The sequence below is a fragment of the Parafilimonas sp. genome (genome assembly GCF_051953455.1).
Taxonomy (GTDB): Bacteria; Bacteroidota; Bacteroidia; order Chitinophagales; family Chitinophagaceae; genus Parafilimonas.
In genome coordinates this window covers 15,359-35,647 of sequence record NZ_JBQCIT010000023.1, presented here as the reverse complement: position 1 = coordinate 35,647, position 20,289 = coordinate 15,359, and the positions used below count along the sequence as shown (strand labels likewise).

Below are 20,289 nucleotides of genomic sequence, written 5' to 3'. Positions count from 1 at the left end.
CAATCACTTATTTATGTTATTAAGAATTGGCGCTTTGCGGGCTTAGCAAATATAAGACCGCCATGCGCACTGCCACACCATTTTCCACCTGGTTTAATATAATAGAATACGGGCCGTCAGCAACATCGCTGTCTAATTCAACACCTCGGTTTATGGGGCCGGGGTGCATAATCACAATGTCTTTACCAATACTGTCGAGCAAACTTCTTTTTATGCCATAAGCGAGATTGTATTCCCGCAGCGAAGAAAACAATGGCTGATTTTGCCTCTCTAACTGAATGCGTAAAACATTCGCCACATCGCACCACTGCAACGCTTCTTTTACATTATAGGTAACATGTACATTAAATGCTTCCTGTAAATATTTTGGGATGAGCGTTGGCGGTCCGGCAATGGTAATTTCGGCGCCCATTTTTGTAAGCAAATAAATATTGCTGAGCGCTACGCGGCTGTGCATAATGTCGCCGATAATGGCAACTTTTAAACCTTCCAGTTTTCCTGTTTTTTCCTGCATGGAATAGGCATCCAGCAAAGCCTGCGTTGGATGTTCATTAATTCCATCACCGGCATTTACAATAGCTGCGGGAATATGTTGTGCAAGAAAATGCGGCGCGCCAGTGGCGCTGTGGCGCATCACCACCATATCCACTTTCATGCTCAGGATGTTGTTCACCGTATCAAGCAATGTTTCGCCTTTTGCGGCAGATGATGTGCCGGCGGCAAAATTTAATACATCGGCGCTTAAGCGTCTCTCTGCAAGCTCAAAAGAAAATCTTGTGCGGGTAGAATTTTCATAAAAGAGATTCACGATGGTAACATCACGCAGTGAAGGCACTTTTTTTACGGGCCTTTGCAATACTTCTTTAAACTGGCTTGCGGTGGAAAGGATTAACTGGATATCTTCTCTGGAGAGATCTTTAATGCCGAGCAGGTTTTTTGATGACAGCTTCATTAAAAAGCGAAGATATAATTTAGTTTGCAGTTTCTGGTTTATAGTTTTATAAACACGTCTCAGATTACAATCAATGTTGCTGATTAACGGGGTTCTTGAACCGCATCATTCCAATATCACTTCATCGCCGCCATGATTTTCCTGCCAGCGCACATATACTTTTTGGGAAGAGAACGTATCGATGGCACGACCAACATAATCCGCCTGTATGGGCAGTTCACGGCTAAAACGCCGGTCTATCAAAACACATAATTCCACTTTTTGCGGCCGCCCAAAATCAATAAGCGCATCCAAAGCTGAGCGGATGGTGCGGCCCGTCCATAAAACATCATCTATAATCACGATATTTTTTCCTGCTGTACTGAAAGGTATTTGCGTAGCATTGGCAAGTTTTAATTCTTCACGAATATCATCGCGGTAAAAAGTAATATCAAGTTTTCCGTATAATATTTTTTCAGCAGGAATTAATTGTTTCAATTCATCAACAATCCTGTCGCTTAAAAAAATACCTCGTGGCTGAATGCCAATAAGCACCGTGTTTTCAAGATTAAGATGATTTTCTAAAATCTGGTGTGCCAATCTTTTTACCGTTAACTTAATCTGGTTTTTTGTGAGAATAGATTTCAAAGCGTGGACTTTTTGGTTTTGAATAAAGATAAAGATTAATTCCTTTGGCTAACAAAGAGCAGTAAGATTATTACAGCCGGTAAACTATACAAGCACTGGCTGGTTTCAAATACCAATGTATGCGTGTTAACCGGTAATAAATTTTACGCATTTTCTTTCATTAAAAAAGCCCCTCATTACTGAAGGGCTTTTAAAAAAATGATCTAATAAATTATTTCTGGCTTTTGCCGGAACCACTTCCGCCTGCAGCTTTTGATTTATTGAACTTATCAAGTGAGCTCTGCAGTGATTTACCTGTTCCATCTGCAAACTTATATTCATCAGAATTAGGATCAGGATATATGGCTTTCATCTTTTCAGTAACATCAATTGCACGCTGGTATTCCTGCTCTTTGGGAACGTCAGTTGCATATTGTGCATAATAAAGCAACAGGTAATAGTAATTGGCAAACATTGATTTTTTACTGTCGGCAGATGTATCTTTTGACAAAAATTCATTGTATTGCTCAATTGGTGCAACCGCCAAACCTCTTGTTGAATCTACGTCGCTCATTTTTGCAAAACGCGTTCTGAAAGAATAACCCTGCGGCTTATCAGGATATGCACTTACATATAACATGATCACAGAATCTCCAATCAGGTACTTTGAAGAATCAAATGTTTTTGAAGAATCAGCTTCTTTTGCATCTGTAATTGCTTTTGCCAGATTGAAATATTCTGTTTCTGAAAGTTTGCCGCCGTTTATGGTTTCCATCTTCTTAATAAGAGCAAGCTGCTTCCTGTAATTTGCTGAAGCAGCAGCAATTTTACCTGCCGTAATCAAGTATTTCAATTGCTCATCTTTCACTGTATCTAATTCTACAGCTTTTTGCAGGTAAGCAATTGCGCTGTCTTCACCGTCTGGAAATTTTGCAAGAATGCTGCCGGCAAAAGCGTAATCTGCAGGCTGCAGCGCATCGGGGCTTGCCGCTGCAAAATATTTTTGGATATAAGATTTTGCCTGTACAGAATCGCCTAACCTGTCATAGTTATAGGCATATAATATACTAATGCTTGGATAATCTTTACAGGAACCGCTTTCCATTTCTTTTGCTTTTGCCAATGACTCCTGGTATTTACCGGCTCTGAAAAGATAATCGCCTACAAAGTATTCTGTTTTGCAATCTTTATCAGCATTGGCAATGAATTTATCAAGATATTCTTTTGCTGCCGAAACATCTGTTTCAGAATAGTACTGGAAATATTGAAGATATACAGGAGCAAATGCAGGGTCTGCATTAATAGCCTTACCGTACCATTCATTCATAGATTCCTGGTTACGCTGGCTTTGATAAATAAGACCGATTCTGTAATAACCCAAAGCAAATTGCGGGTTAATAACAGTGGCCTGCCTGAAGGCTTCAAAAGCTTCACCACCATGATCCCCGCCTAATTTCAGGTAGCATTTTCCGAGATTGATAAAAATGCCAGGATTTTGAGGATCGATAGAAGCGGCCTGCTTTAATTTATCAATACCATAATTCGGGTCGCCTACAGTGCTGGGGCCATCGGCCATAGCGCGGCCAATTGCATTTAAGATATCAGCATTAGGTCCTTTATTTCTTCCCTTTGTTTTAGTAGTGGCAGTAATTGCCTGCTCAAACTTTTGCTTTGCAGCATTTATATCACCACCCTGCAGTACATCAACATGAGCGCTGCCAATCCATATCCACGGATCATTAAGCCCTGCGGTTAATGCATTCTGATAAACGGCTTTTGCACTATCTAACTGGTCGGCATCCACGTAAGCCTGGCCAAGCCAGTAAACGGCTTCAGCATCTTTGTTTCCCGACGCAAGTTTTTCAAACGCCTGTTTAGCACTTGTATATCTTTCATAATACAAAAACTTTTTACCATCATCAATGCTTTGCGCAGTAACAATAGTGTACATGCTTAAGAAAGTAACAAGAGATAAGATTGTTTTCTTCATTATTCTGTTGTTTTATTTATGAGATTTGTATTTGACTCCATCATGGATTTTCTCACCGTGAAATTCATTTTAGCCGGTACGAGATAACTTCTCCTGAATATAAGCTGGCCTCTTTCAAGGCTTAAGAAGTTTACAAAACCCGAGCCTAATCCTAAAGTATTTTCTTTTAAAATAAAAAACAAAGGCCGTACCAAAGGATATTGCCCTGCTGTAATTGTTGCCTGTGAAGGTTTTGCAAATGTACCTGCTTCACAATTTTTACATTCTATTAGGCCAAACCTGATAGAATCTTTATACTGCTGCTGAACAGGGTCATCCTCATCGCCCACCCATGAAAAACCTATGAAACCAATTGCATTTTCGTTCGACGAAACATAACTGATCAGGTCTTTGCTATCTGGTGCAGCCATCACATTTTTCCCAAACTCGGCTCCCATTAATAAGGAATCTTTTAACATTCGTACGGTACTTGTAGCATTTCTCCCATCAACGGCAACTAGTTTGCTGGTATCTTTTCCACTCAGGTAACCCCTGAGTTTATCAATAGTGAAAAGACTGTCTTTCGACTGCTTGTTTACAATTACAACAATGGCATCATAAGCTAAAATATCCCATTGTACTTTAAATGATAACTTTTGTTTATAGAATTGATTCTCTTCTTCAGTCAATCCCCTTGAAACAATTATCATTCTCGTGCTGTCTTTCTGTAAATCCCTGAAACAATCGGCTTCTGACTTATAGCTTGCTTCTATATATGTTCCGGGATGGGATGCTTCATATACCTTGACCTGCTCTGTTATTACCGGTTTAAAACTTTCATCAACACTTATGAAAATTTTACCTTTTATCGGCGAATCGTATTTGTCAACTTTATTTCTGCAGTTTACAAACACCAGACATAAAAAAACACTAATGCAAAAACTTACAAAAAGCCTGCGCTCACTCATCATTCAAAAATTAATAATTGTGTTTTATGCCACGGTACATCCTGAATCCTCCATACAGCAAACACAACGTGCCAAAACCATAGCGCATAAGCGAATCAAGGCCTGCAATTAAATCCAATCCGAATTTATCACCAAAAAAAAGTATGAAAGACATACCAATCATAAGGCCGGCCATAGTTAGATCGTAAATCATGCGCATTTGCGTATAGCTCTTGCGGCGCCTGCTTTCTAAATCGTTATTCATTTAATTCAAAGTTGGCAATATAAAATATTTTTTATTCTCCCGCACCCAGAAATGTTACAGGTAAATTAAAATATACCGAAACCGTAGTACCATTTTGCATGCCGGGTTTCCATAAAGGCATCCTGTTAATCACTCTTATTACTTCTTTATCAAGGTCTTCCCTCCCGTTTGCAATAATTTTCACCTGTTCAATCCTTCCCTGTTTATTTACCACAAACGAGGCCCGCACAATAATTTTTTCACCCGCCTGCAAATCATCGGGCTGACGCAAATTCTTCAACATAAATTTTTTAAGCGCTTCAATGCCGCCGGGATATTCAGGCATTACCTGTGCTGTAAGCAGAGGTTTATCATCCTTTACCGGTTCGGGTTTAACAGCCGCTGTTCCTTTATCAGCAACTGTTTCCACCGGAGGCTGAATGATGCCATCAAAATCTTTACCTATAATATTCTGTACACCTATCCTATTCTTATCCAGTTCTTCCAGCGTTGGCATTTCCGTTGTTTCAATCTTATCAGATATTACCGGTTTGGAATATATTTTCTGGCTAATCTTTTTCTCAACCGGTTTGCTTTCAACCGGCTTTGGTTCTTTAGGTGCTTCTATAATCTTTATCAAATCCGGATCGGGTATATACACGAGCCTGCCGGAAAGCACTGCATCATTTTTATGATGTATAAACTGGAAAAAAGAAAAAGCAGTTGCTATAAATAAAGTAATTCCCGTGGCATACAATAATGTCTTATTATATGATCTTCTGATGGCGTAAGCGCCATAATTTTTATTCCTGTTTTCAAAAAGAATATCAAGCAAATCGCTCTGCATAATTTTATCAGGCAGCATAAAATAAAATTTAATGATGAATAGATTTGTTACAGAGCGCTCCGCTTATGAGATGCTTTAAGAAAATATTTCCATAAATATTAAGTTCCTGCAGTTGTTTGAACTATACGGAAATTCCATCAGTCTTTCGTTAGCTATATTTGCGCCTTAATTAAAGAGTCAGATGAAGATTTTAATGGTATGCCTGGGCAATATTTGCAGAAGCCCGCTGGCTGAAGGCATTATGCAGCACAAGGCAGATAAAGCCGGTTTAAACTGGCAGGTTGATAGCGCGGGCACGGCAAATTATCATGTGGGCGAGCCGCCGCACAGGCTTTCGCAAAAAGTGGCTAAACTTAATGGCGTGGATATAAGCAGCCAGTGCTGCAGGCAGTTTATAAAAGAAGACATGCTGCGCTTTGATAAAATATATGCCATGGATAAAGATATTTATAATGATATTAAACGCCTAAGCGGCGGACTATGGGATCCATCCAAAACCGCTTTGCTGATGAATGAAGTTTATCCGGGAAAAAATATGGATGTGCCCGATCCCTGGTATGGCACAGAGCAGGGCTATCACGAAGTATATGCCATGCTTGAAAAAGCATGCGACGCTGTTATACAAAATTTCGAAAATCAAAGTACAAAAACCAAAACAGAGCCTGCCTGACAGCGGCTTTCAATTTAAATCTATTTTTTAATTTTTACTTGTTAATGAAACCATCACTACCACAGGGAACACGGGATTTTAATGCGGCCACTATTCGCAAACGCAATTATATTTTCAATACAATAAAAAATGTATTTGAGTTATACGGCTTTCAGCCACTGGAAACGCCGGCCATGGAAAACCTTGATACGTTAACAGGAAAGTATGGAGAAGAAGGCGATAAACTTCTTTTTAAGATTCTGAACAATGGTCTTGAGCGAAAAGAAAAACATGAACAGGCCAGGATTGACTTTGAAAAAGTGCTGGAAGGGAAAAATGTTTCCGGCATTACAGAACGTGCTTTGCGTTACGATCTCACTATTCCTTTTGCCCGGTATGTTGCCATGAATTATGGCCAATTGAGCTTTCCATTTAAACGTTACCAGGTTCAGCCCGTGTGGCGTGCAGATCGCCCGCAAAAAGGCCGGTACCGCGAATTTTACCAGTGCGATGCAGATGTGGTGGGAAGCAATTCTTTATTAAATGAAGTGGAGCTTATCAATATTTACACAGATGTTTTTAAACAACTGAATATTGATGTTGAAATAAAGATCAATAACCGGAAAATTCTTTCAGCCCTGGCTGAATTATGCGGCGGCAGCGAAAGAATAACCGATATCACTGTTCCTATTGACAAGCTGGATAAAATAGGCTGGGACAAGGTAAAAACAGAACTGGCAGACAGGGGTTTACAGCATTTGCAGATTGAACTGATTGAACAGTACATTTCAATTGAAGGTGATAATGCATCTAAAATAAGCAATATCAAATCCCTGATAGATGAAATTGAAATTGGCAAGCAAGGTATTAATGAACTGGAATTTTTATTGGCGCATAATAAAGATAACGCCAACTTTTCCATAGACTTTACGCTGGCCCGTGGTTTAAATTATTATACCGGAACCATTATTGAAATTAAAGCCAAAAATGTGCAGATGGGCAGCATTGGCGGCGGTGGCCGGTACGATGATCTGACCGGTTTATTTGATGTGCCTGGCTTGCCGGGCGTTGGTATAAGCTTCGGTGTTGACAGGATGTATGATGTAATGGAGGAGTTACAGTTATTTCCATCATCGCTGCAAGCGTCAACGCAGGTATTGTTTTTTAATTTGGGCGAGGCAGAAAGCAAGGCTGCATACCATCTTCTTAAGCAATTAAGGAGCCATAAAATAAAAGCAGAAATTTATCACGAAACTGCCAAATTCGATAAACAGTTTAAATATGCCGAACGTAATAGCATACCTTATGTTGTTATAATTGGCAGTAAGGAACTTGAAGCGGGCAGCTGTGTAATAAAAAATATTACTACCGGGAAACAGGATACAATAAACCAGGAAGAACTTTTATCGTTTCCTTTTGAATAGGATATCTGCCTTTAAATAAATGCTTAATAAAAAAGAGGTTGTTTCAATAACCGGAACAACCTCTTTTTTATTCAGTTTGAAATATTACACATTAAACAGGAAGTGCATTATATCGCCGTCTTCAACAATGTAATCTTTTCCCTGTACAGCCAATTTACCGGCACTGCGGCAAGCTGCTTCACTTTTATATTTAAGGAAGTCATCATACTTTATAACTTCTGCACGAATAAAACCTTTCTCAAAATCTGTATGTATAACGCCTGCCGCCTGCGGTGCAGACATGCCTTTATGAATCGTCCAGGCTCTTACTTCCTGCACACCGGCAGTAAAATAAGTGGCAAGATTTAATAAATGATAGGTTGAACGGATGAGCCGCACAACACCGCTTTCTCTCAATCCCAAATCTTCCAAAAACATTTTGCGGTCTTCATAACTATCCATTACAGCTATTTCACTTTCAATAGCAGCGCTTATAAATAATATCTCCGCATTCTCATCTTTCACGGTTTCTTTTACAGCTTCTGTGTATTGATTGCCCGTGATAACAGATTTTTCATCCACATTACATACATAAATCACCGGCTTTATGGTAAGCAGGAAAATATCATCTATATATTTTTCACGGTCTTTTTCATTCACGCTGAAACCTCTTGCATTTTTGCCTTGCTCAAAATGCTGTTTTAATGCTCTTAATATTTCCAGGCCGGCTGCTGCATCTTTATCAGTGCGTGCAACTTTTTCAAGTCTCGAAATTTTTTTCTCAACACTTTCAAGGTCTTTCAACTGCAGTTCGGTATCAATAATTTCTTTATCGCGAACCGGGTTTACGCTGCCGTCAACATGTATTACATTATCATCATCAAAACAACGCAGCACATGAATAATAGCATCGGTATTCCTGATATTTCCTAAAAATTGATTGCCCAAACCTTCTCCTTTGCTGGCACCTTTTACCAGCCCGGCAATATCAACAATTTCAACGGTAGCCGGTACAACACGCTGCGGGTTTACCAGTTTTTCCAGTTCAAATAATCTCTCATCCGGAACCGTGATTACACCCACATTCGGTTCTATTGTACAAAACGGAAAATTTGCCGCCTGTGCCTTCGCATTGCTCAATGCATTAAACAAAGTTGATTTTCCTACGTTGGGCAGCCCAACTATACCTGCCTGTAAAGCCATAATTAAAACCTCCATCCCCTTAAGGGAAGATTTAAAAATTTTGAGGCGCAAATGTAGTATTATCGGAATTAATGAAATGTTTCTTTTATTTTACGCCCTCATCAAACTTCCGTCGCAGCGGACAGGCGCATGGCATTAAACATCGTATTTATTGCATTCTTTGTTATCGCTTTTATTATTGCATTAATTAAGTTTTTTGTTGATGGTGATACCACCATCTTCAAAACTTTGGTTGACGGCATTTTTGATTCCGCCAAATCTTCCGTTGTAGATGTTGCGTTTTCACTTATAGGAACAATGGTTTTCTTTTTGGGGCTGATGAATATTGCTGAAAAAGCAGGCGCTATTAACTGGCTGGCAAGAAAGTTAAATCCATTAATGAAAAGGCTTTTTCCCGAGGTACCGGATGGCCACCCCGTGATGGGTGAAATGGTGATGAATTTCAGCGCCAATATACTTGGTCTGGATAATGCGGCCACGCCTTTTGGATTAAAATCGATGCAAAGCCTGGAAAATATTAATCCGAACAAAGGCACCGCATCCAACGCGCAGATAATGTTTTTGGTATTGCATACAAGCGGGCTCACATTAATCCCGCTTTCAATTTTTACTTATAGAATTTCGGTAGGTTCAACCGATGCCACCAGCGTTTTTATTCCCTGTGTATTAGGTACATTAATAACAACGCTTGCTTCCATCATCGTTGTAGGTATTAAACAAAAATTAAAATGGGACGCAGTTTTGCTTGCATGGATCATTGGTTTAATAGCGCTGGTTGGTGTGTTAATGATTGGTGTAAGCTACATGAGTGCTGCCACCAAAACTACGTTTAGCACAATAAGCGGTAATCTTATTTTGCTTATAATAATTATAGCCATTATTGCGGGCGGCGCTTATAAAAAAGTATCGGTTTTTGATGCTTTTATTGAAGGCGCGAAAGAAGGCTTTAATGTAGTGCTGAAAATAATCCCTTATCTCGTTGGAATGCTAGTAGCTATCCGCGTTTTCAGGGATAGCGGGGCACTTGGTTATATTGTGGATGGAATAAGTTACCTGGTGCATGCTTCAGGTTTAAATACTGATTTTGTTCCCGCATTACCCACTGCTATCATGCGGCCTTTTAGCGGCAGCGGTGCAAGGGGCATGATGATAGACGCCATGAAAACTTACGGGCCGGACAGTTTTATCGGTAAACTTTCCTGCACCTTCCAGGGCACCACTGATACTACTTTTTATATCCTTGCTTTATACTTTGGCAGCGTTGGTATCAAGAAAGTGCGTTATGCTGTTTGGGCGGGATTGTTCGCAGATATTATTGGTGTGATTGCTGCGATTATTATTGCATACATTTTCTTTAAATAAATGAAAGGCTTTTTCTTAAACCATTGTTAATAGCATTTTATGCTTGTGTAATATTTTAAATAGCTTCATCATGTTGTAAATTAAATTGAGAATTATGAAGAAAGTATTTTTAGCGCTCTCTGCAAGTTTGTTTTTATTATTTGCCAATGCACAAACAGGCGATAATATGATTAAGCAACGCACTATTAATGTAACCGGCACTGCTGAACTGGAAATAACACCGGATGAAATATATGTTCAGGTAGAACTGCGTGAATACACAAAGAAAAATGGTGAGAAGGTGGACATAGAAACCATTCGTAACCAGTTTTTAAGCGCTGCAAAAAGCATGGGTATTGCAGATACTGATGTGGTTGTACAGGGTTATTCAGGATGGGATGGCAACTATTGGTGGTATCAAAAAAATAAAAAGAAAAATCCTGATATGAAGGCCGGGATTACTTATGAAGTAAAAATGAAGTCTGTGAATGACATGGACAAGCTGGTTGATAAACTGGATGACCAGGCAACACAAAATTTTGCTTTAAGCCGCACATCGCACAGCAAAATGGATTCAATTAAAAAAGAATTGAAAATACAGGCTATAAAAGCCGCTAAAGAAAAAGCAACTTACCTCGCTGCCGCTTTAGGTGATAATGTAGGCCAGGCTTTAACCATTAATGACCCGGTAGAAAACGGCAGTTATCCCAGGCCAATGTATGCCGCTAATATGATGCTGAAAACAGCCGACGCCGAAGCTGCACCAATGGATGTTGATTTTAAAAAGATAAAAATTGAATACAGCGTAAATGTAGTTTTTGAATTGAAGTAAAGGCGGAATTGATTTTTTAAAGCCTGCGAAATTTCGCAGGCTTTTTTATTTGTTGTGGCAATATTTATTATTTTCATTGCCGTTTTTAATGTAATAACCCTCTTCCTTATGAATATTGACCTTTTGTATCAAATTGCCTTAACCCTTGTTCCTAATGTTGGTTGTGTTCAGGCTAAAACACTTATTGAAACTTATGGCAATGCCGAAAGCATTTTTAAAGCTAAAAAGAAAGAGTTAAGCGCTCTGGAAAATATTGGTTTAATAAGCGCGGCCAATATTAAATCGTTTGATGATTTTTCGATAGCAGAAGAAGAAATAAAATTTATTGAAAAGTATAAAATCCAACCACTTTTTATAACAGATAAAAATTATCCGCAGCGCTTATTAAATTGTTATGATTCTCCAACGCTGTTATATTATCGCGGTAATACAGATTTGAATGCTCCACGCATTATAAGTATTATCGGCACAAGAAATAATACAGATTATGGCAAACAGGTTACTGAAAAATTGGTGAATGACCTTGCTGATATGAATGTTTTAATTGTAAGCGGGCTTGCTTATGGTATTGACAGCATAGCACATAAAACCGCGCTGCAAAACAAACTGGAAACAGTTGCTGTATTGGCTCATGGTTTGCAAATAATTTATCCGCGCCAGCATACATCTCTGGCAAAAGAGATAACAGAACAGGGTGGCTTACTCACAGAATTTCGTCATTATGAAAAACCGGATAAATATAATTTTCCAAAACGCAACAGGATTGTTGCAGGCATGGCAGATGCTACCATTGTAATAGAAACTGCAATAAAAGGCGGCAGTATGATTACCGCTGAACTGGCCAACAATTATAACCGCGATGTGTTTGCCTTGCCCGGCCGCACTTCTGATGCAAAAAGTGCAGGCTGCAATTATCTTATTCAAACCAATAAGGCAGCTTTGTTTACGGATGCAAAAGAACTTATGGAAAGCCTGGGCTGGCAACCCAAAAAAATCAGCAGGAAATTACAGGCTGAATTATTTATTGAATTAAGTGAAGAAGAAAAGATAATCGTCAATCTTTTAAAACAAAAAGATGGCGTGCATATTGATGAGCTGAATATTCGCAGCAACCTTAGCAGCAGTTCAATAGCGGCAGCTATATTAAACCTCGAATTGCAAAATGTAATAACAAGCCTGCCGGGAAAAATATATAAGCTGATGTATTAAAATTTAATCAGTGAGAAATACAGGTTTATTTTTTCTTGAATCTTTCGAATAAAATAAATATCTGCCTGTTCCCTAAAAAGTTTCCATCAACTACAGTTCTTTCACTTCAACCACCAGTTGCTGCAATACGTTTTTGGCATCGCCAAATAACATAGAGGTTTTGGGCTGAAAGAAAAGCTGGTTTTCAATGCCTGCATAACCGGGTTTCATGCTGCGCTTGTTTACAATCACCATTTTTGCTTCTTGCACTTCCAGCACAGGCATGCCATAAATAGGAGAAGATTTATCTGTTTTGGCCGCAGGATTTACCACATCGTTAGCGCCGAGGATTAACACAACATCTGTTGTTTTAAACTCATCGTTTGCATGCTCCATTTCAAGCAGTTTATCATAACTCACATCTGCTTCTGCTAATAAAACATTCATGTGGCCGGGCATTCTTCCAGCAACAGGATGAATAGCATATTTGACTTCAACACCTTTATCTTCCAGCATACTTTCCAGTTCATGGCAGGCGTGCTGCGCCTGTGCAACAGCCAAACCATATCCCGGAACTATCATTACTTTTTTTGCATAAGCCATTGCTACAGCCGCATCACTCACACTGATCTCTCTATAATTTCCTCCTGATTTGCTTTGTGTGGTAACAGTATTATTTCCTCCGAAATTTCCAATCAATACATTCTTCAAACTGCGGTTCATTGCCTTGCACATAAGAATAGTAAGTAACGTACCTGCAGCACCAACAAGAATGCCGCCTGTGAGCATTACTTTATTATCATATAAAAACCCGCCGCAGGCAGCAGCAACACCGGTAAAAGAATTGAGCAGGGAAATTACAACAGGCATATCTGCACCACCAATAGGAAACACAAACAGCACTCCATAAATAAGCGACAAAAACGGGATAAGATAAAACAGTTTATAGTTAAGCGGATTAAGGCCAAATAATAAAAAGATAATTAATCCGATAATAACAAACAACAAAACAATATTAAAAATATGCTGGCCTTTAAAAGAAAAATCTTTGATTTTTCCGTTTAATTTACCCCAGGCAATTACACTGCCTGCAAAAGAAACGCTGCCTATAAATGCGCCGGCATATATCGTGAGCAGGTGGCCGATAATTGCACTATTAATTTTCCAGGGCACCTCACTCCAGCCGGGTTTATAAAAAACTTCGCTTAAATGATTGAATTCAACAATTGAAATAAGCATGGCGCATGCACCACCCATGCCGTTAAATAAACTCACCAGTTCAGGCATGGCTGTCATCCTCACTTTTTTGGCGGCAAGTGTACCAATTACTGCGCCTATTATGATGCCGCCGAAAATCCATCCATAATTATGAAGCGGCTGGCCATACTCATCTTTATATAAAAAAATAGTTCCGAGAATAGCAAGTGTCATTCCCGCTGCTGCAATCAAATTACCAGTACGCGCTTTTGCCGGGTTGGATAACATCTTTAAACCGATAATAAATGTTACTGAAGCCAGTATATAAATTAAGGTGAGTAATTCTGACAGCATTTACATTAGTGTTTTTTTTCTTTTTTACCTTTAAACATCTCCAGCATACGATTGGTTACAACAAAGCCGCCTACAACATTTAAGGTTCCCAATATCACAGCAAGAAAGCCAAGTATCAATGCTACATAGTTATTACTTTCCGCTTTACCCATTACGATGATGGCACCGATAATTACTACACCATGAATGGCATTGGCGCCACTCATTAACGGCGTATGCAAAACACTCGGCACCCTGCCTATCACTTCAATGCCAAGAAAAATCATAAGTATTACAATGTAGATGTATTGCTGGTTTTCGCTTATCCAGTTCAACATAATTTTTATTTTTTATGCACAAAGCCGAGTAGCTAATTGAAAAGCGCATCTCTTCCCTGTGTGCCGTTAAACTATTGGCCCGACGCTTTTGAAGCGTCTGACCATGTAAAAACATTTCAACTATTAACCTATCAGCCAATCAACTGCCGCACCCTTTCATTCATCACCTTACCACCATGCGTAATGCAACAACCGGCAACAATATCATCTTCAAAATTCAGATTGATATCCCCTTCTTTTGTTATGATAAGCTGCAGAAAGGCCAGCACATTCCTGCCATATAATTTACTGGCATCGCCGGGCATGGTTGCGGCGAGATTACTGTTGCCTATAATGGTTGTATTTTTATACCTAATCGTTTCGTTATTTTTTGTTTGAAGTGTGTTACCGCCCGTTGCTGCAGCAAGATCAATAATAACGGAGCCGGTCTTCATACCATCAAGCATTTCATCTGTAATTAATACCGGCGCTTTCTTACCGGGAATTTGCGCCGTCGTTATTATAATATCAGCTTTGGCAACAGAAGCTGCAATCCTTTGCTGTTGCTTTTGCTTATACTCTTCCGTTTGTTCAACAGCATAACCACCGGCTTTTGATGCATCGGCGGCACCTTCTACTTCTATAAATTTTGCGCCGAGGCTCATCACTTCTTCCTTTACTGCAGGCCTTGTATCAAACACCTCAACCACCGCACCCAAACGCCTTGCTGTTGCAATGGCCTGCAAACCTGCAACGCCGGCACCCAGAATTAAAACCTTAGCCGGCTTAATGCTGCCGGCAGCCGTCATAAACATGGGAAAGTAGCGCGGATAAATATTGGCTGCTTCAAGCACGGCTTTATAACCTGCAATATTGGCCTGGCTGCTAAGCACATCCATGCTTTGCGCACGGGTGGTTCGTGGCATCATATCAAGGCTGAAGGCAGTTACATTTTTTTCAGCCAGTTGCTTTATAAACTGATGATTGAATAAAGGCTGATAAACGCCAATCAATATTGTATTTGATTTAAGCATTGCAATATCTTCCTTTGATAAAGGCTGAACAGATAAAATAATGTCTGAAGTATTTAAAATTTCTGTCCGCTCAATTATGCCGATATTTTTTGATTGGTATGAGTCATCTGAAGCGTAAGCCAATGCACCGGCATTCTTTTCAATATTTACAACTATATTTTGTTTGGTAAGTGTGGCAGCCGCTTCAGGAAGAAGCGAAACCCTTGTTTCATTGATTGGTTCTTTCAGGATGGCTATCGTCATTGGCAATAGTTACAACCCGTAAATTATCGGCTTTTATTGTATTAACAAAATCCGGCTGCCGTATTGTGATGAACATGTTTAATAAAACAGGTAAAGCATTATGAGGATACAGGAGTAAAAAACACATAAAGCGGCATTGGCACGGGTTGCCAGCATAATGGCAGAAGTATTTTTTAAACGTTGAAACACAGGGATCAGGCATGCAAAACATATAGTTAAGCAAAACTGCAGCGCAAGCCTTTTCTTTTCTATCATTTCAATTTGCACATGACAATATATTTTATAACAAAGCGCAATAACTGCAATTGTTATCAGCAGGTAAATCAACCAGCACATTCTTTTGTATGATTTCTCTTAAAACTGTATAACAAAATCCTCTTTTACTTTTTGTTCTATGCGAAAGAAAACAAGCCCAATAAAAAACAAATCAATGGTAAGCGTGACTGAAGGATGTGTTTTTATTTCTTCCCAGGCGGCTTCCATTTCACGGCTCCAGTGTATATCATCAAAAACAAGAATAGTTGTACGCTCTGTAATTCTTAATAACTCATAAAAATAATTCAGTGTTGGTTCTTTGCGATGGTTGCCATCAATAAAAACAAAATCAACCGATGGAAGTTCACTGATGACTAATGGAAGGGTATCATCAAAATTACCCTCAATAATTTTTATATTGGAAAGATGCAATTGTTTAAAATTATTTTTAGCCACGGCCGCCACTTCCGGTGCGCCTTCCATAGTTATAATTTGAGATGACGGATTGGCCGCCGATAAATAGGAGGTGGTAATACCCAATGATGTTCCAAGCTCCAGAATATTTTGCGGTTTATAATAATGCACAATGCGGAATAAAAGCTGGCTGAATTTTTTTGGCTTTAAGGAAGAATTTGCTATGGCTGAAATTTTTCGTTTATTGTTGAGCTGCATGCGTGAGCCGGCGCCAAAATCGGGGACATTTATTGTTTTATGATTATTTTTTAATTCAGCCCTTATGTTTTCAATGAAGCGAAAGCTGTCGAACTCGCGTTTATCATTGAGCACATTATTTATAAAATCATATACAAAAGGAGAATGAACACCGTGACCTTTTCCGTTTGATGCGGTTAGCCAGTATTTAAAATATTTAAATGCCAGTTGTGCTGAAGAATACATGCCCGGGCCTGAAGGGAGCTATGTTTAACCCTTAAGGATTGCGCAAACTTAATAGCTGTTTATGAATTAGTGAATATTTCTTCTGGTTATAGAATGAGCTTATTTTTTCACCCAATGCTGGAAGCTGTAATCATAAGCATGTTTTTCATCTTTATAATGATCTTCGTTAAACACAAGCTTCCATTTGCTTTCATCAATAACAGGAAAAAAAGCATCGGCATCTTCAAAAACATGATGTACCCTTGTTATATAAATATTATCAGCCTCATTTATGGTTTGTTCATATACATGTGCACCGCCTAAAATCATTATTTCCTTGTAATCATTTTCCGCTGCAAAAAAATAAGCGTTCTTTAAATTGCTTACGTGCACAATGCCATCATGTTTAAAATATTTGCTTGTGCTGAGCACAATATTCACCCTGCCTTTCAAGGGTTTTTTACCAAGTGATTCAAAACTTTTCCTGCCCATTAACACCGGCATGGCCCAGGTTTTATTTTTCAAAAACTTAAGATCGTTTGGCAAATGCCAAAGCAGTTGATTGTCTTTGCCAATGGCATTATTTGTTGCTGCTGCTACTACTAAACTCTTAATCATTTGTAACGTATAAATGAAGATTTGCAAATTACTTCAATTTGAATTTGCCTTTATTTCCTTATGATTATACGGCTACTGGCGCTTTTATAGCCGGATGAAACCGGTAATTATCCAGTGTAAAATCTTCATACTTAAAATCAAAAATATTTTTTACCAAGGGATTTAATTTCATCGTTGGCAAAGGATAGGGTGTTCGCGATAACTGTAATTGTACCTGCTCAATATGATTATTATAAATATGCACGTCGCCAAACGTATGAATGAAATCGCCGGCTTCCAGGTTACAAACCTGCGCCATCATCATGGTTAATAAAGCATACGATGCAATATTGAATGGCACACCAAGAAACACATCGGCGCTGCGCTGGTACAACTGGCAGCTCAATTTTCCACCGGCCACATAAAACTGGAATAAACTGTGGCAGGGCATCAAGGCCATGCCAGGCAAATCGGCGACATTCCAGGCGCTTATAATTATGCGGCGGCTGTCGGGATTGTTTTTTATCTGGTTGATGGCATCCGAAACCTGGTCAATGGTTTCACCGTTTGCGCCCGCCCAGCTTCGCCACTGCTTTCCGTAAACAGGGCCGAGTTCCCCGTTTTCATCGGCCCACTCATCCCAGATGCTTACGCCATGTTCCTTCAAATATTTAATATTGGTTTCACCACGCAAAAACCAAAGCAGTTCATAAATAATACTTTTCAGGTGTATCTTTTTGGTTGTTACCAGGGGAAAGCCTTGGCTTAATTTAAAACGCATCTGGTAACCAAAATAACTGATAGTGCCGGTACCGGTACGATCAGTTTTCTGCGTACCATTATCTAAAATAAACTGTAGTAATTGCTGGTATTGCTGCATGGGCGCAAGGTAAAAGAAAGCTATGAGCTGTGAACTGTAAGCCTTGAGCTGTGAAGAAGGTGTGCATTAAAAAACCTCCGCAGGTGCAGAGGCTTTATTGCTTACCGAAATAAAATTATTCTTCAATCTGGAAAACGATTGGCAAGGTCATTCTCGTTTTTACCGGTTTTCCTTTCACGGTTCCGGGTGTCCATTTAGGCATGGAAGCCACCACCCTTTCCGCTTCTTCATCCAGCCCGGAACCGATCTTCGCACCAACCGTATGCACATCTGTTACCTTACCATTCTCATTCACCACAAAACTTACGCCTGAACGTCCTTCAACATTATCATCCAAAGCGGTTTGCGGATATTCGATATGATTATTTATATAATTTTCTATGGCAGACTGGCCGCCCGGGAATGCCGGCGCTATATCCGTATAAGTATAAACGCCGTTTTTATCTGCTTCTGTTTTTTTAGATTTTGAAGCTGGTTCAGCTTCAATAATCACTTTGCGTTTTTTTGCAGTGATAGCTGCTTTGGGTTTTTCACCTGCAGCCGGCACGGTTTCATTTTGCGCTGTGGCAGCAGTATCTCCCAAATTATCAGTTGCTGAATTTGACGGTTCCGGCGTTGTATAAGCCGGCGTAGATGCAGTATCAGCAATTTTATCAGTTGAGGAACTGGAATTACAGGCTGTTATCATTAAAGAAACCAAAGCCACAGATCCCAGGCTTTTGAATTTTGCGTACTTCATAAAAAAATTTTAGTACGCCTTAATTCAAACAGGATGCCACAAATGCCGAAATAAACGCATATGTTTTTACACAGTAAACTTAATTCCCTGGGCCAAAGGAAGTTGTGTGCTATAATTTATTGTATTTGTTTGCCGGCGCATATAAGCTTTCCAGGCATCGCTGCCGCTTTCACGCCCGCCGCCTGTTTCTTTTTCGCCGCCAAAAGCGCCGCCAATTTCAGCACCGCTGGTACCAATATTTACATTGGCAATGCCGCAATCGCTTCCTTCAACCGATAGAAAATATTCCATCTGCCGCATATTATTGGTAAAGATGGAAGACGACAAACCCTGCGGTACGCCATTTTGTTTGGCTACCGCTTCTTCAATGGTGGAATATTTCATTACATATAATATAGGCGCGAAAGTTTCTGTCTGAACAATATCCAGGTCATTATCCGCTTCAATAATACAGGGTTTTACATAACAACCGCTTTCAAATCCTTCACCTTCCATTACCCCGCCTTCTACAATAATTTTGGCGGATTGTGTTTTTGCTTTTTCAATAGCTTTTAAATAATTATTAACGGCTGCTTTATCAATCAAAGGCCCAACATGATTTTCAGTTTTCAACGGATCGCCGATCTTAAGCTGGCTATAAGCGGCTTTCAGGTTTTCAATTACCGTATCATAAATACTTTCATGAATAATTAAACGACGGGTAGTTGTACAGCGCTGGCCGGCCGTTCCTACGGCGCCAAAAACAGCGCCTGTAAGCACCATTTTCAAGTCGGCATCTTCTGTAACAATGATGGCATTGTTACCACCCAGTTCCAGGATGGATTTACCTAACCGTGATGCTACTGCTGCGCCCACGATCTTCCCAACTTTTGTGGAGCCGGTAAAAGAAACCAATGCAACGCGCTCGTCTTCGCACATAGTTTTACTAATGGCATCGCCGTTTATCAGGCAACTGATACCTTCCGGCATATTATTGTTTTTAAGCACTTCAGCTATTATTTGCTGGCAGGCAACAGCGCACAACGGCGTTTTGGGTGATGGTTTCCAGATGCAAACATTACCGCACACCCAGGCAATAGCTGCGTTCCAGCTCCATACGGCAACCGGAAAATTGAAGGCTGAAATAATTCCGACGATACCAAGTGGATGCCATTGTTCGTACATACGGTGGCCAGGCCTTTCGCTATGCATGGTTAAGCCATACAACTGGCGGCTGAGGCCAACAGCGAAATCGCAGATATCGATCATTTCCTGCACTTCACCCAAACCTTCCTGCAGGCTTTTACCCATTTCGTAGCTCACCAGCTTGCCAAGCGGCGCTTTGTTTTTTCGCAAGGCTTCGCCAAACTGCCGCACCATTTCGCCACGTTTTGGCGCGGGAATTTTTCTCCATTCCAAAAAAGCTTGTTGGGCTGTTTCCAAAACCTTGCTGTAATCTTCGGGCGAAGTGTCCCAAACGCTGCCAACCGGTTTTCCGTCAACCGGAGATATAGAATCTATTTTCCTTCCTGAACCTGCAAAAGTTTTTGATCCGGTTGAAGTACCCGCATTTTCAGTTGCGATACCGAGCTGCTGTAAAAAATCCATGTGAATAATTTTTAAGATGAGCTGTTGAGCCATTTAATCGAATGGCCACA

20 protein-coding genes are annotated in these 20,289 nt (G+C 39.8%); 5 read left to right on the top strand and 15 right to left on the bottom strand.

Translation table 11 applies throughout. The features are described from left to right. Positions 1 to 19: 19 nt before the first annotated feature. The 6 genes from ACTHN6_RS09230 to ACTHN6_RS09205 form a co-directional block, all read right to left on the bottom strand. Complete coding sequence (locus ACTHN6_RS09230) at positions 20 to 952, bottom strand: aspartate carbamoyltransferase catalytic subunit (protein WP_440435465.1); 933 nt, start codon at positions 950 to 952, stop codon at positions 20 to 22. 105 nt (positions 953 to 1,057) lie between these two features. Next, positions 1,058 to 1,579 carry a bifunctional pyr operon transcriptional regulator/uracil phosphoribosyltransferase PyrR gene (gene pyrR / locus ACTHN6_RS09225; protein ID WP_440435464.1) on the bottom strand — a complete coding sequence of 174 codons (522 nt, stop codon included), beginning with the start codon at positions 1,577 to 1,579 and terminating at the stop codon, positions 1,058 to 1,060. Positions 1,580 to 1,790: 211 nt separating this feature from the next. Then, the gene (locus ACTHN6_RS09220) at positions 1,791 to 3,548 is read right to left on the bottom strand and encodes a tetratricopeptide repeat protein (protein ID WP_440435463.1); all 1,758 of its coding nucleotides are present in this window, start codon (positions 3,546 to 3,548) and stop codon (positions 1,791 to 1,793) included. Beyond that, the gene (locus ACTHN6_RS09215) at positions 3,548 to 4,441 is read right to left on the bottom strand and encodes a PstS family phosphate ABC transporter substrate-binding protein (protein WP_440435462.1); all 894 of its coding nucleotides are present in this window, start codon (positions 4,439 to 4,441) and stop codon (positions 3,548 to 3,550) included. Before ACTHN6_RS09215 ends, ACTHN6_RS09220 begins: the two co-directional genes overlap by 1 nt. Before the next feature lie 64 nt (positions 4,442 to 4,505). Continuing rightward, positions 4,506 to 4,739, bottom strand: coding sequence for a hypothetical protein (locus ACTHN6_RS09210; protein WP_440435461.1), 234 nt, complete (start codon positions 4,737 to 4,739; stop codon positions 4,506 to 4,508). Between the two features lie 31 nt (positions 4,740 to 4,770). Continuing rightward, the gene (locus ACTHN6_RS09205; RefSeq protein WP_440435460.1) at positions 4,771 to 5,583 is read right to left on the bottom strand and encodes an energy transducer TonB; all 813 of its coding nucleotides are present in this window, start codon (positions 5,581 to 5,583) and stop codon (positions 4,771 to 4,773) included. Positions 5,584 to 5,746: 163 nt separating this feature from the next. On the opposite strand from ACTHN6_RS09205, the gene ACTHN6_RS09200 reads away from it, so the two are divergent. Then, entirely contained in the window at positions 5,747 to 6,235 is a 489-nt protein-coding gene (locus tag ACTHN6_RS09200; RefSeq protein ID WP_440435459.1) for a low molecular weight protein-tyrosine-phosphatase, read from the top strand. A 44-nt stretch (positions 6,236 to 6,279) separates the two neighbouring features. After that, entirely contained in the window at positions 6,280 to 7,638 is a 1,359-nt protein-coding gene (hisS, locus tag ACTHN6_RS09195) for a histidine--tRNA ligase (RefSeq protein WP_440435458.1), read from the top strand. Between the two features lie 84 nt (positions 7,639 to 7,722). On the opposite strand, the gene ychF is transcribed toward hisS, so the two are convergent. Next, a complete protein-coding gene (gene ychF / locus ACTHN6_RS09190; RefSeq protein ID WP_440435457.1) occupies positions 7,723 to 8,835 on the bottom strand; it encodes a redox-regulated ATPase YchF in 1,113 nt (370 codons plus the stop codon). Positions 8,836 to 8,949: 114 nt separating this feature from the next. Between ychF and ACTHN6_RS09185 the strand changes: the two genes are divergently transcribed. The 3 genes from ACTHN6_RS09185 to dprA all read left to right on the top strand — a co-directional run bounded on the left by ACTHN6_RS09185 (position 8,950) and on the right by dprA (position 12,202). Then, a complete protein-coding gene (locus ACTHN6_RS09185; protein WP_440435456.1) occupies positions 8,950 to 10,182 on the top strand; it encodes a nucleoside recognition domain-containing protein in 1,233 nt (410 codons plus the stop codon). Positions 10,183 to 10,276: 94 nt separating this feature from the next. Further along, positions 10,277 to 10,993 (top strand): SIMPL domain-containing protein, encoded by a 717-nt coding sequence (locus tag ACTHN6_RS09180; protein ID WP_440435455.1) that lies wholly within the window; start codon positions 10,277 to 10,279, stop codon positions 10,991 to 10,993. Positions 10,994 to 11,101: 108 nt separating this feature from the next. Beyond that, a complete protein-coding gene (gene dprA / locus ACTHN6_RS09175; protein ID WP_440435454.1) occupies positions 11,102 to 12,202 on the top strand; it encodes a DNA-processing protein DprA in 1,101 nt (366 codons plus the stop codon). A 90-nt stretch (positions 12,203 to 12,292) separates the two neighbouring features. Here dprA and ACTHN6_RS09170 read toward each other — a convergent pair whose 3' ends face one another. From ACTHN6_RS09170 to amaB, 8 genes are all read right to left on the bottom strand, one after another. Next, positions 12,293 to 13,732: an NAD(P)(+) transhydrogenase (Re/Si-specific) subunit beta gene (locus ACTHN6_RS09170; RefSeq protein ID WP_440435453.1), complete on the bottom strand. Its 1,440-nt coding sequence runs from the start codon at positions 13,730 to 13,732 to the stop codon at positions 12,293 to 12,295. 5 nt (positions 13,733 to 13,737) lie between these two features. After that, a complete protein-coding gene (locus ACTHN6_RS09165) occupies positions 13,738 to 14,049 on the bottom strand; it encodes an NAD(P) transhydrogenase subunit alpha (protein ID WP_245751267.1) in 312 nt (103 codons plus the stop codon). A 131-nt stretch (positions 14,050 to 14,180) separates the two neighbouring features. Continuing rightward, entirely contained in the window at positions 14,181 to 15,305 is a 1,125-nt protein-coding gene (locus tag ACTHN6_RS09160) for a Re/Si-specific NAD(P)(+) transhydrogenase subunit alpha (protein ID WP_440435452.1), read from the bottom strand. A gap of 354 nt (positions 15,306 to 15,659) precedes the next feature. Then, positions 15,660 to 16,457 (bottom strand): O-methyltransferase, encoded by a 798-nt coding sequence (locus ACTHN6_RS09155; protein ID WP_440435451.1) that lies wholly within the window; start codon positions 16,455 to 16,457, stop codon positions 15,660 to 15,662. Positions 16,458 to 16,556: 99 nt separating this feature from the next. After that, the gene (locus ACTHN6_RS09150; RefSeq protein WP_440435450.1) at positions 16,557 to 17,054 is read right to left on the bottom strand and encodes a dihydrofolate reductase; all 498 of its coding nucleotides are present in this window, start codon (positions 17,052 to 17,054) and stop codon (positions 16,557 to 16,559) included. Positions 17,055 to 17,118: 64 nt separating this feature from the next. Next, a complete protein-coding gene (locus tag ACTHN6_RS09145) occupies positions 17,119 to 17,913 on the bottom strand; it encodes a thymidylate synthase (protein WP_440435449.1) in 795 nt (264 codons plus the stop codon). Positions 17,914 to 18,028: 115 nt separating this feature from the next. Further along, positions 18,029 to 18,652, bottom strand: coding sequence for an energy transducer TonB (locus ACTHN6_RS09140; RefSeq protein ID WP_440435448.1), 624 nt, complete (start codon positions 18,650 to 18,652; stop codon positions 18,029 to 18,031). Positions 18,653 to 18,718: 66 nt separating this feature from the next. Beyond that, a complete protein-coding gene (gene amaB, locus ACTHN6_RS09135) occupies positions 18,719 to 20,239 on the bottom strand; it encodes an L-piperidine-6-carboxylate dehydrogenase (protein ID WP_440435447.1) in 1,521 nt (506 codons plus the stop codon). Between the last annotated feature and the right edge of the window lie 50 nt (positions 20,240 to 20,289).

What these genes read in the sequence shown, in the direction of transcription:
- ACTHN6_RS09145 (WP_440435449.1), bottom strand. Translation starts at nt 17,913, where the DNA reads ATGCAGCAATACCAGCAATTACTACAGTTTATTTTAGATAATGGTACG.
- ACTHN6_RS09170 (WP_440435453.1), bottom strand. Translation starts at nt 13,732, where the DNA reads ATGCTGTCAGAATTACTCACCTTAATTTATATACTGGCTTCAGTAACA.
- dprA (WP_440435454.1), top strand. Translation starts at nt 11,102, where the DNA reads ATGAATATTGACCTTTTGTATCAAATTGCCTTAACCCTTGTTCCTAAT.
- ACTHN6_RS09180 (WP_440435455.1), top strand. Translation starts at nt 10,277, where the DNA reads ATGAAGAAAGTATTTTTAGCGCTCTCTGCAAGTTTGTTTTTATTATTT.
- ACTHN6_RS09155 (WP_440435451.1), bottom strand. Translation starts at nt 16,457, where the DNA reads ATGTATTCTTCAGCACAACTGGCATTTAAATATTTTAAATACTGGCTA.
- ACTHN6_RS09200 (WP_440435459.1), top strand. Translation starts at nt 5,747, where the DNA reads ATGAAGATTTTAATGGTATGCCTGGGCAATATTTGCAGAAGCCCGCTG.
- ACTHN6_RS09140 (WP_440435448.1), bottom strand. Translation starts at nt 18,652, where the DNA reads ATGAAGTACGCAAAATTCAAAAGCCTGGGATCTGTGGCTTTGGTTTCT.
- amaB (WP_440435447.1), bottom strand. Translation starts at nt 20,239, where the DNA reads ATGGATTTTTTACAGCAGCTCGGTATCGCAACTGAAAATGCGGGTACT.
- ACTHN6_RS09230 (WP_440435465.1), bottom strand. Translation starts at nt 952, where the DNA reads ATGAAGCTGTCATCAAAAAACCTGCTCGGCATTAAAGATCTCTCCAGA.
- hisS (WP_440435458.1), top strand. Translation starts at nt 6,280, where the DNA reads ATGAAACCATCACTACCACAGGGAACACGGGATTTTAATGCGGCCACT.
- ACTHN6_RS09160 (WP_440435452.1), bottom strand. Translation starts at nt 15,305, where the DNA reads ATGACGATAGCCATCCTGAAAGAACCAATCAATGAAACAAGGGTTTCG.
- ACTHN6_RS09165 (WP_245751267.1), bottom strand. Translation starts at nt 14,049, where the DNA reads ATGTTGAACTGGATAAGCGAAAACCAGCAATACATCTACATTGTAATA.
- ACTHN6_RS09185 (WP_440435456.1), top strand. Translation starts at nt 8,950, where the DNA reads ATGGCATTAAACATCGTATTTATTGCATTCTTTGTTATCGCTTTTATT.
- ACTHN6_RS09210 (WP_440435461.1), bottom strand. Translation starts at nt 4,739, where the DNA reads ATGAATAACGATTTAGAAAGCAGGCGCCGCAAGAGCTATACGCAAATG.
- ACTHN6_RS09220 (WP_440435463.1), bottom strand. Translation starts at nt 3,548, where the DNA reads ATGAAGAAAACAATCTTATCTCTTGTTACTTTCTTAAGCATGTACACT.
- ychF (WP_440435457.1), bottom strand. Translation starts at nt 8,835, where the DNA reads ATGGAGGTTTTAATTATGGCTTTACAGGCAGGTATAGTTGGGCTGCCC.
- ACTHN6_RS09205 (WP_440435460.1), bottom strand. Translation starts at nt 5,583, where the DNA reads ATGCTGCCTGATAAAATTATGCAGAGCGATTTGCTTGATATTCTTTTT.
- ACTHN6_RS09150 (WP_440435450.1), bottom strand. Translation starts at nt 17,054, where the DNA reads ATGATTAAGAGTTTAGTAGTAGCAGCAGCAACAAATAATGCCATTGGC.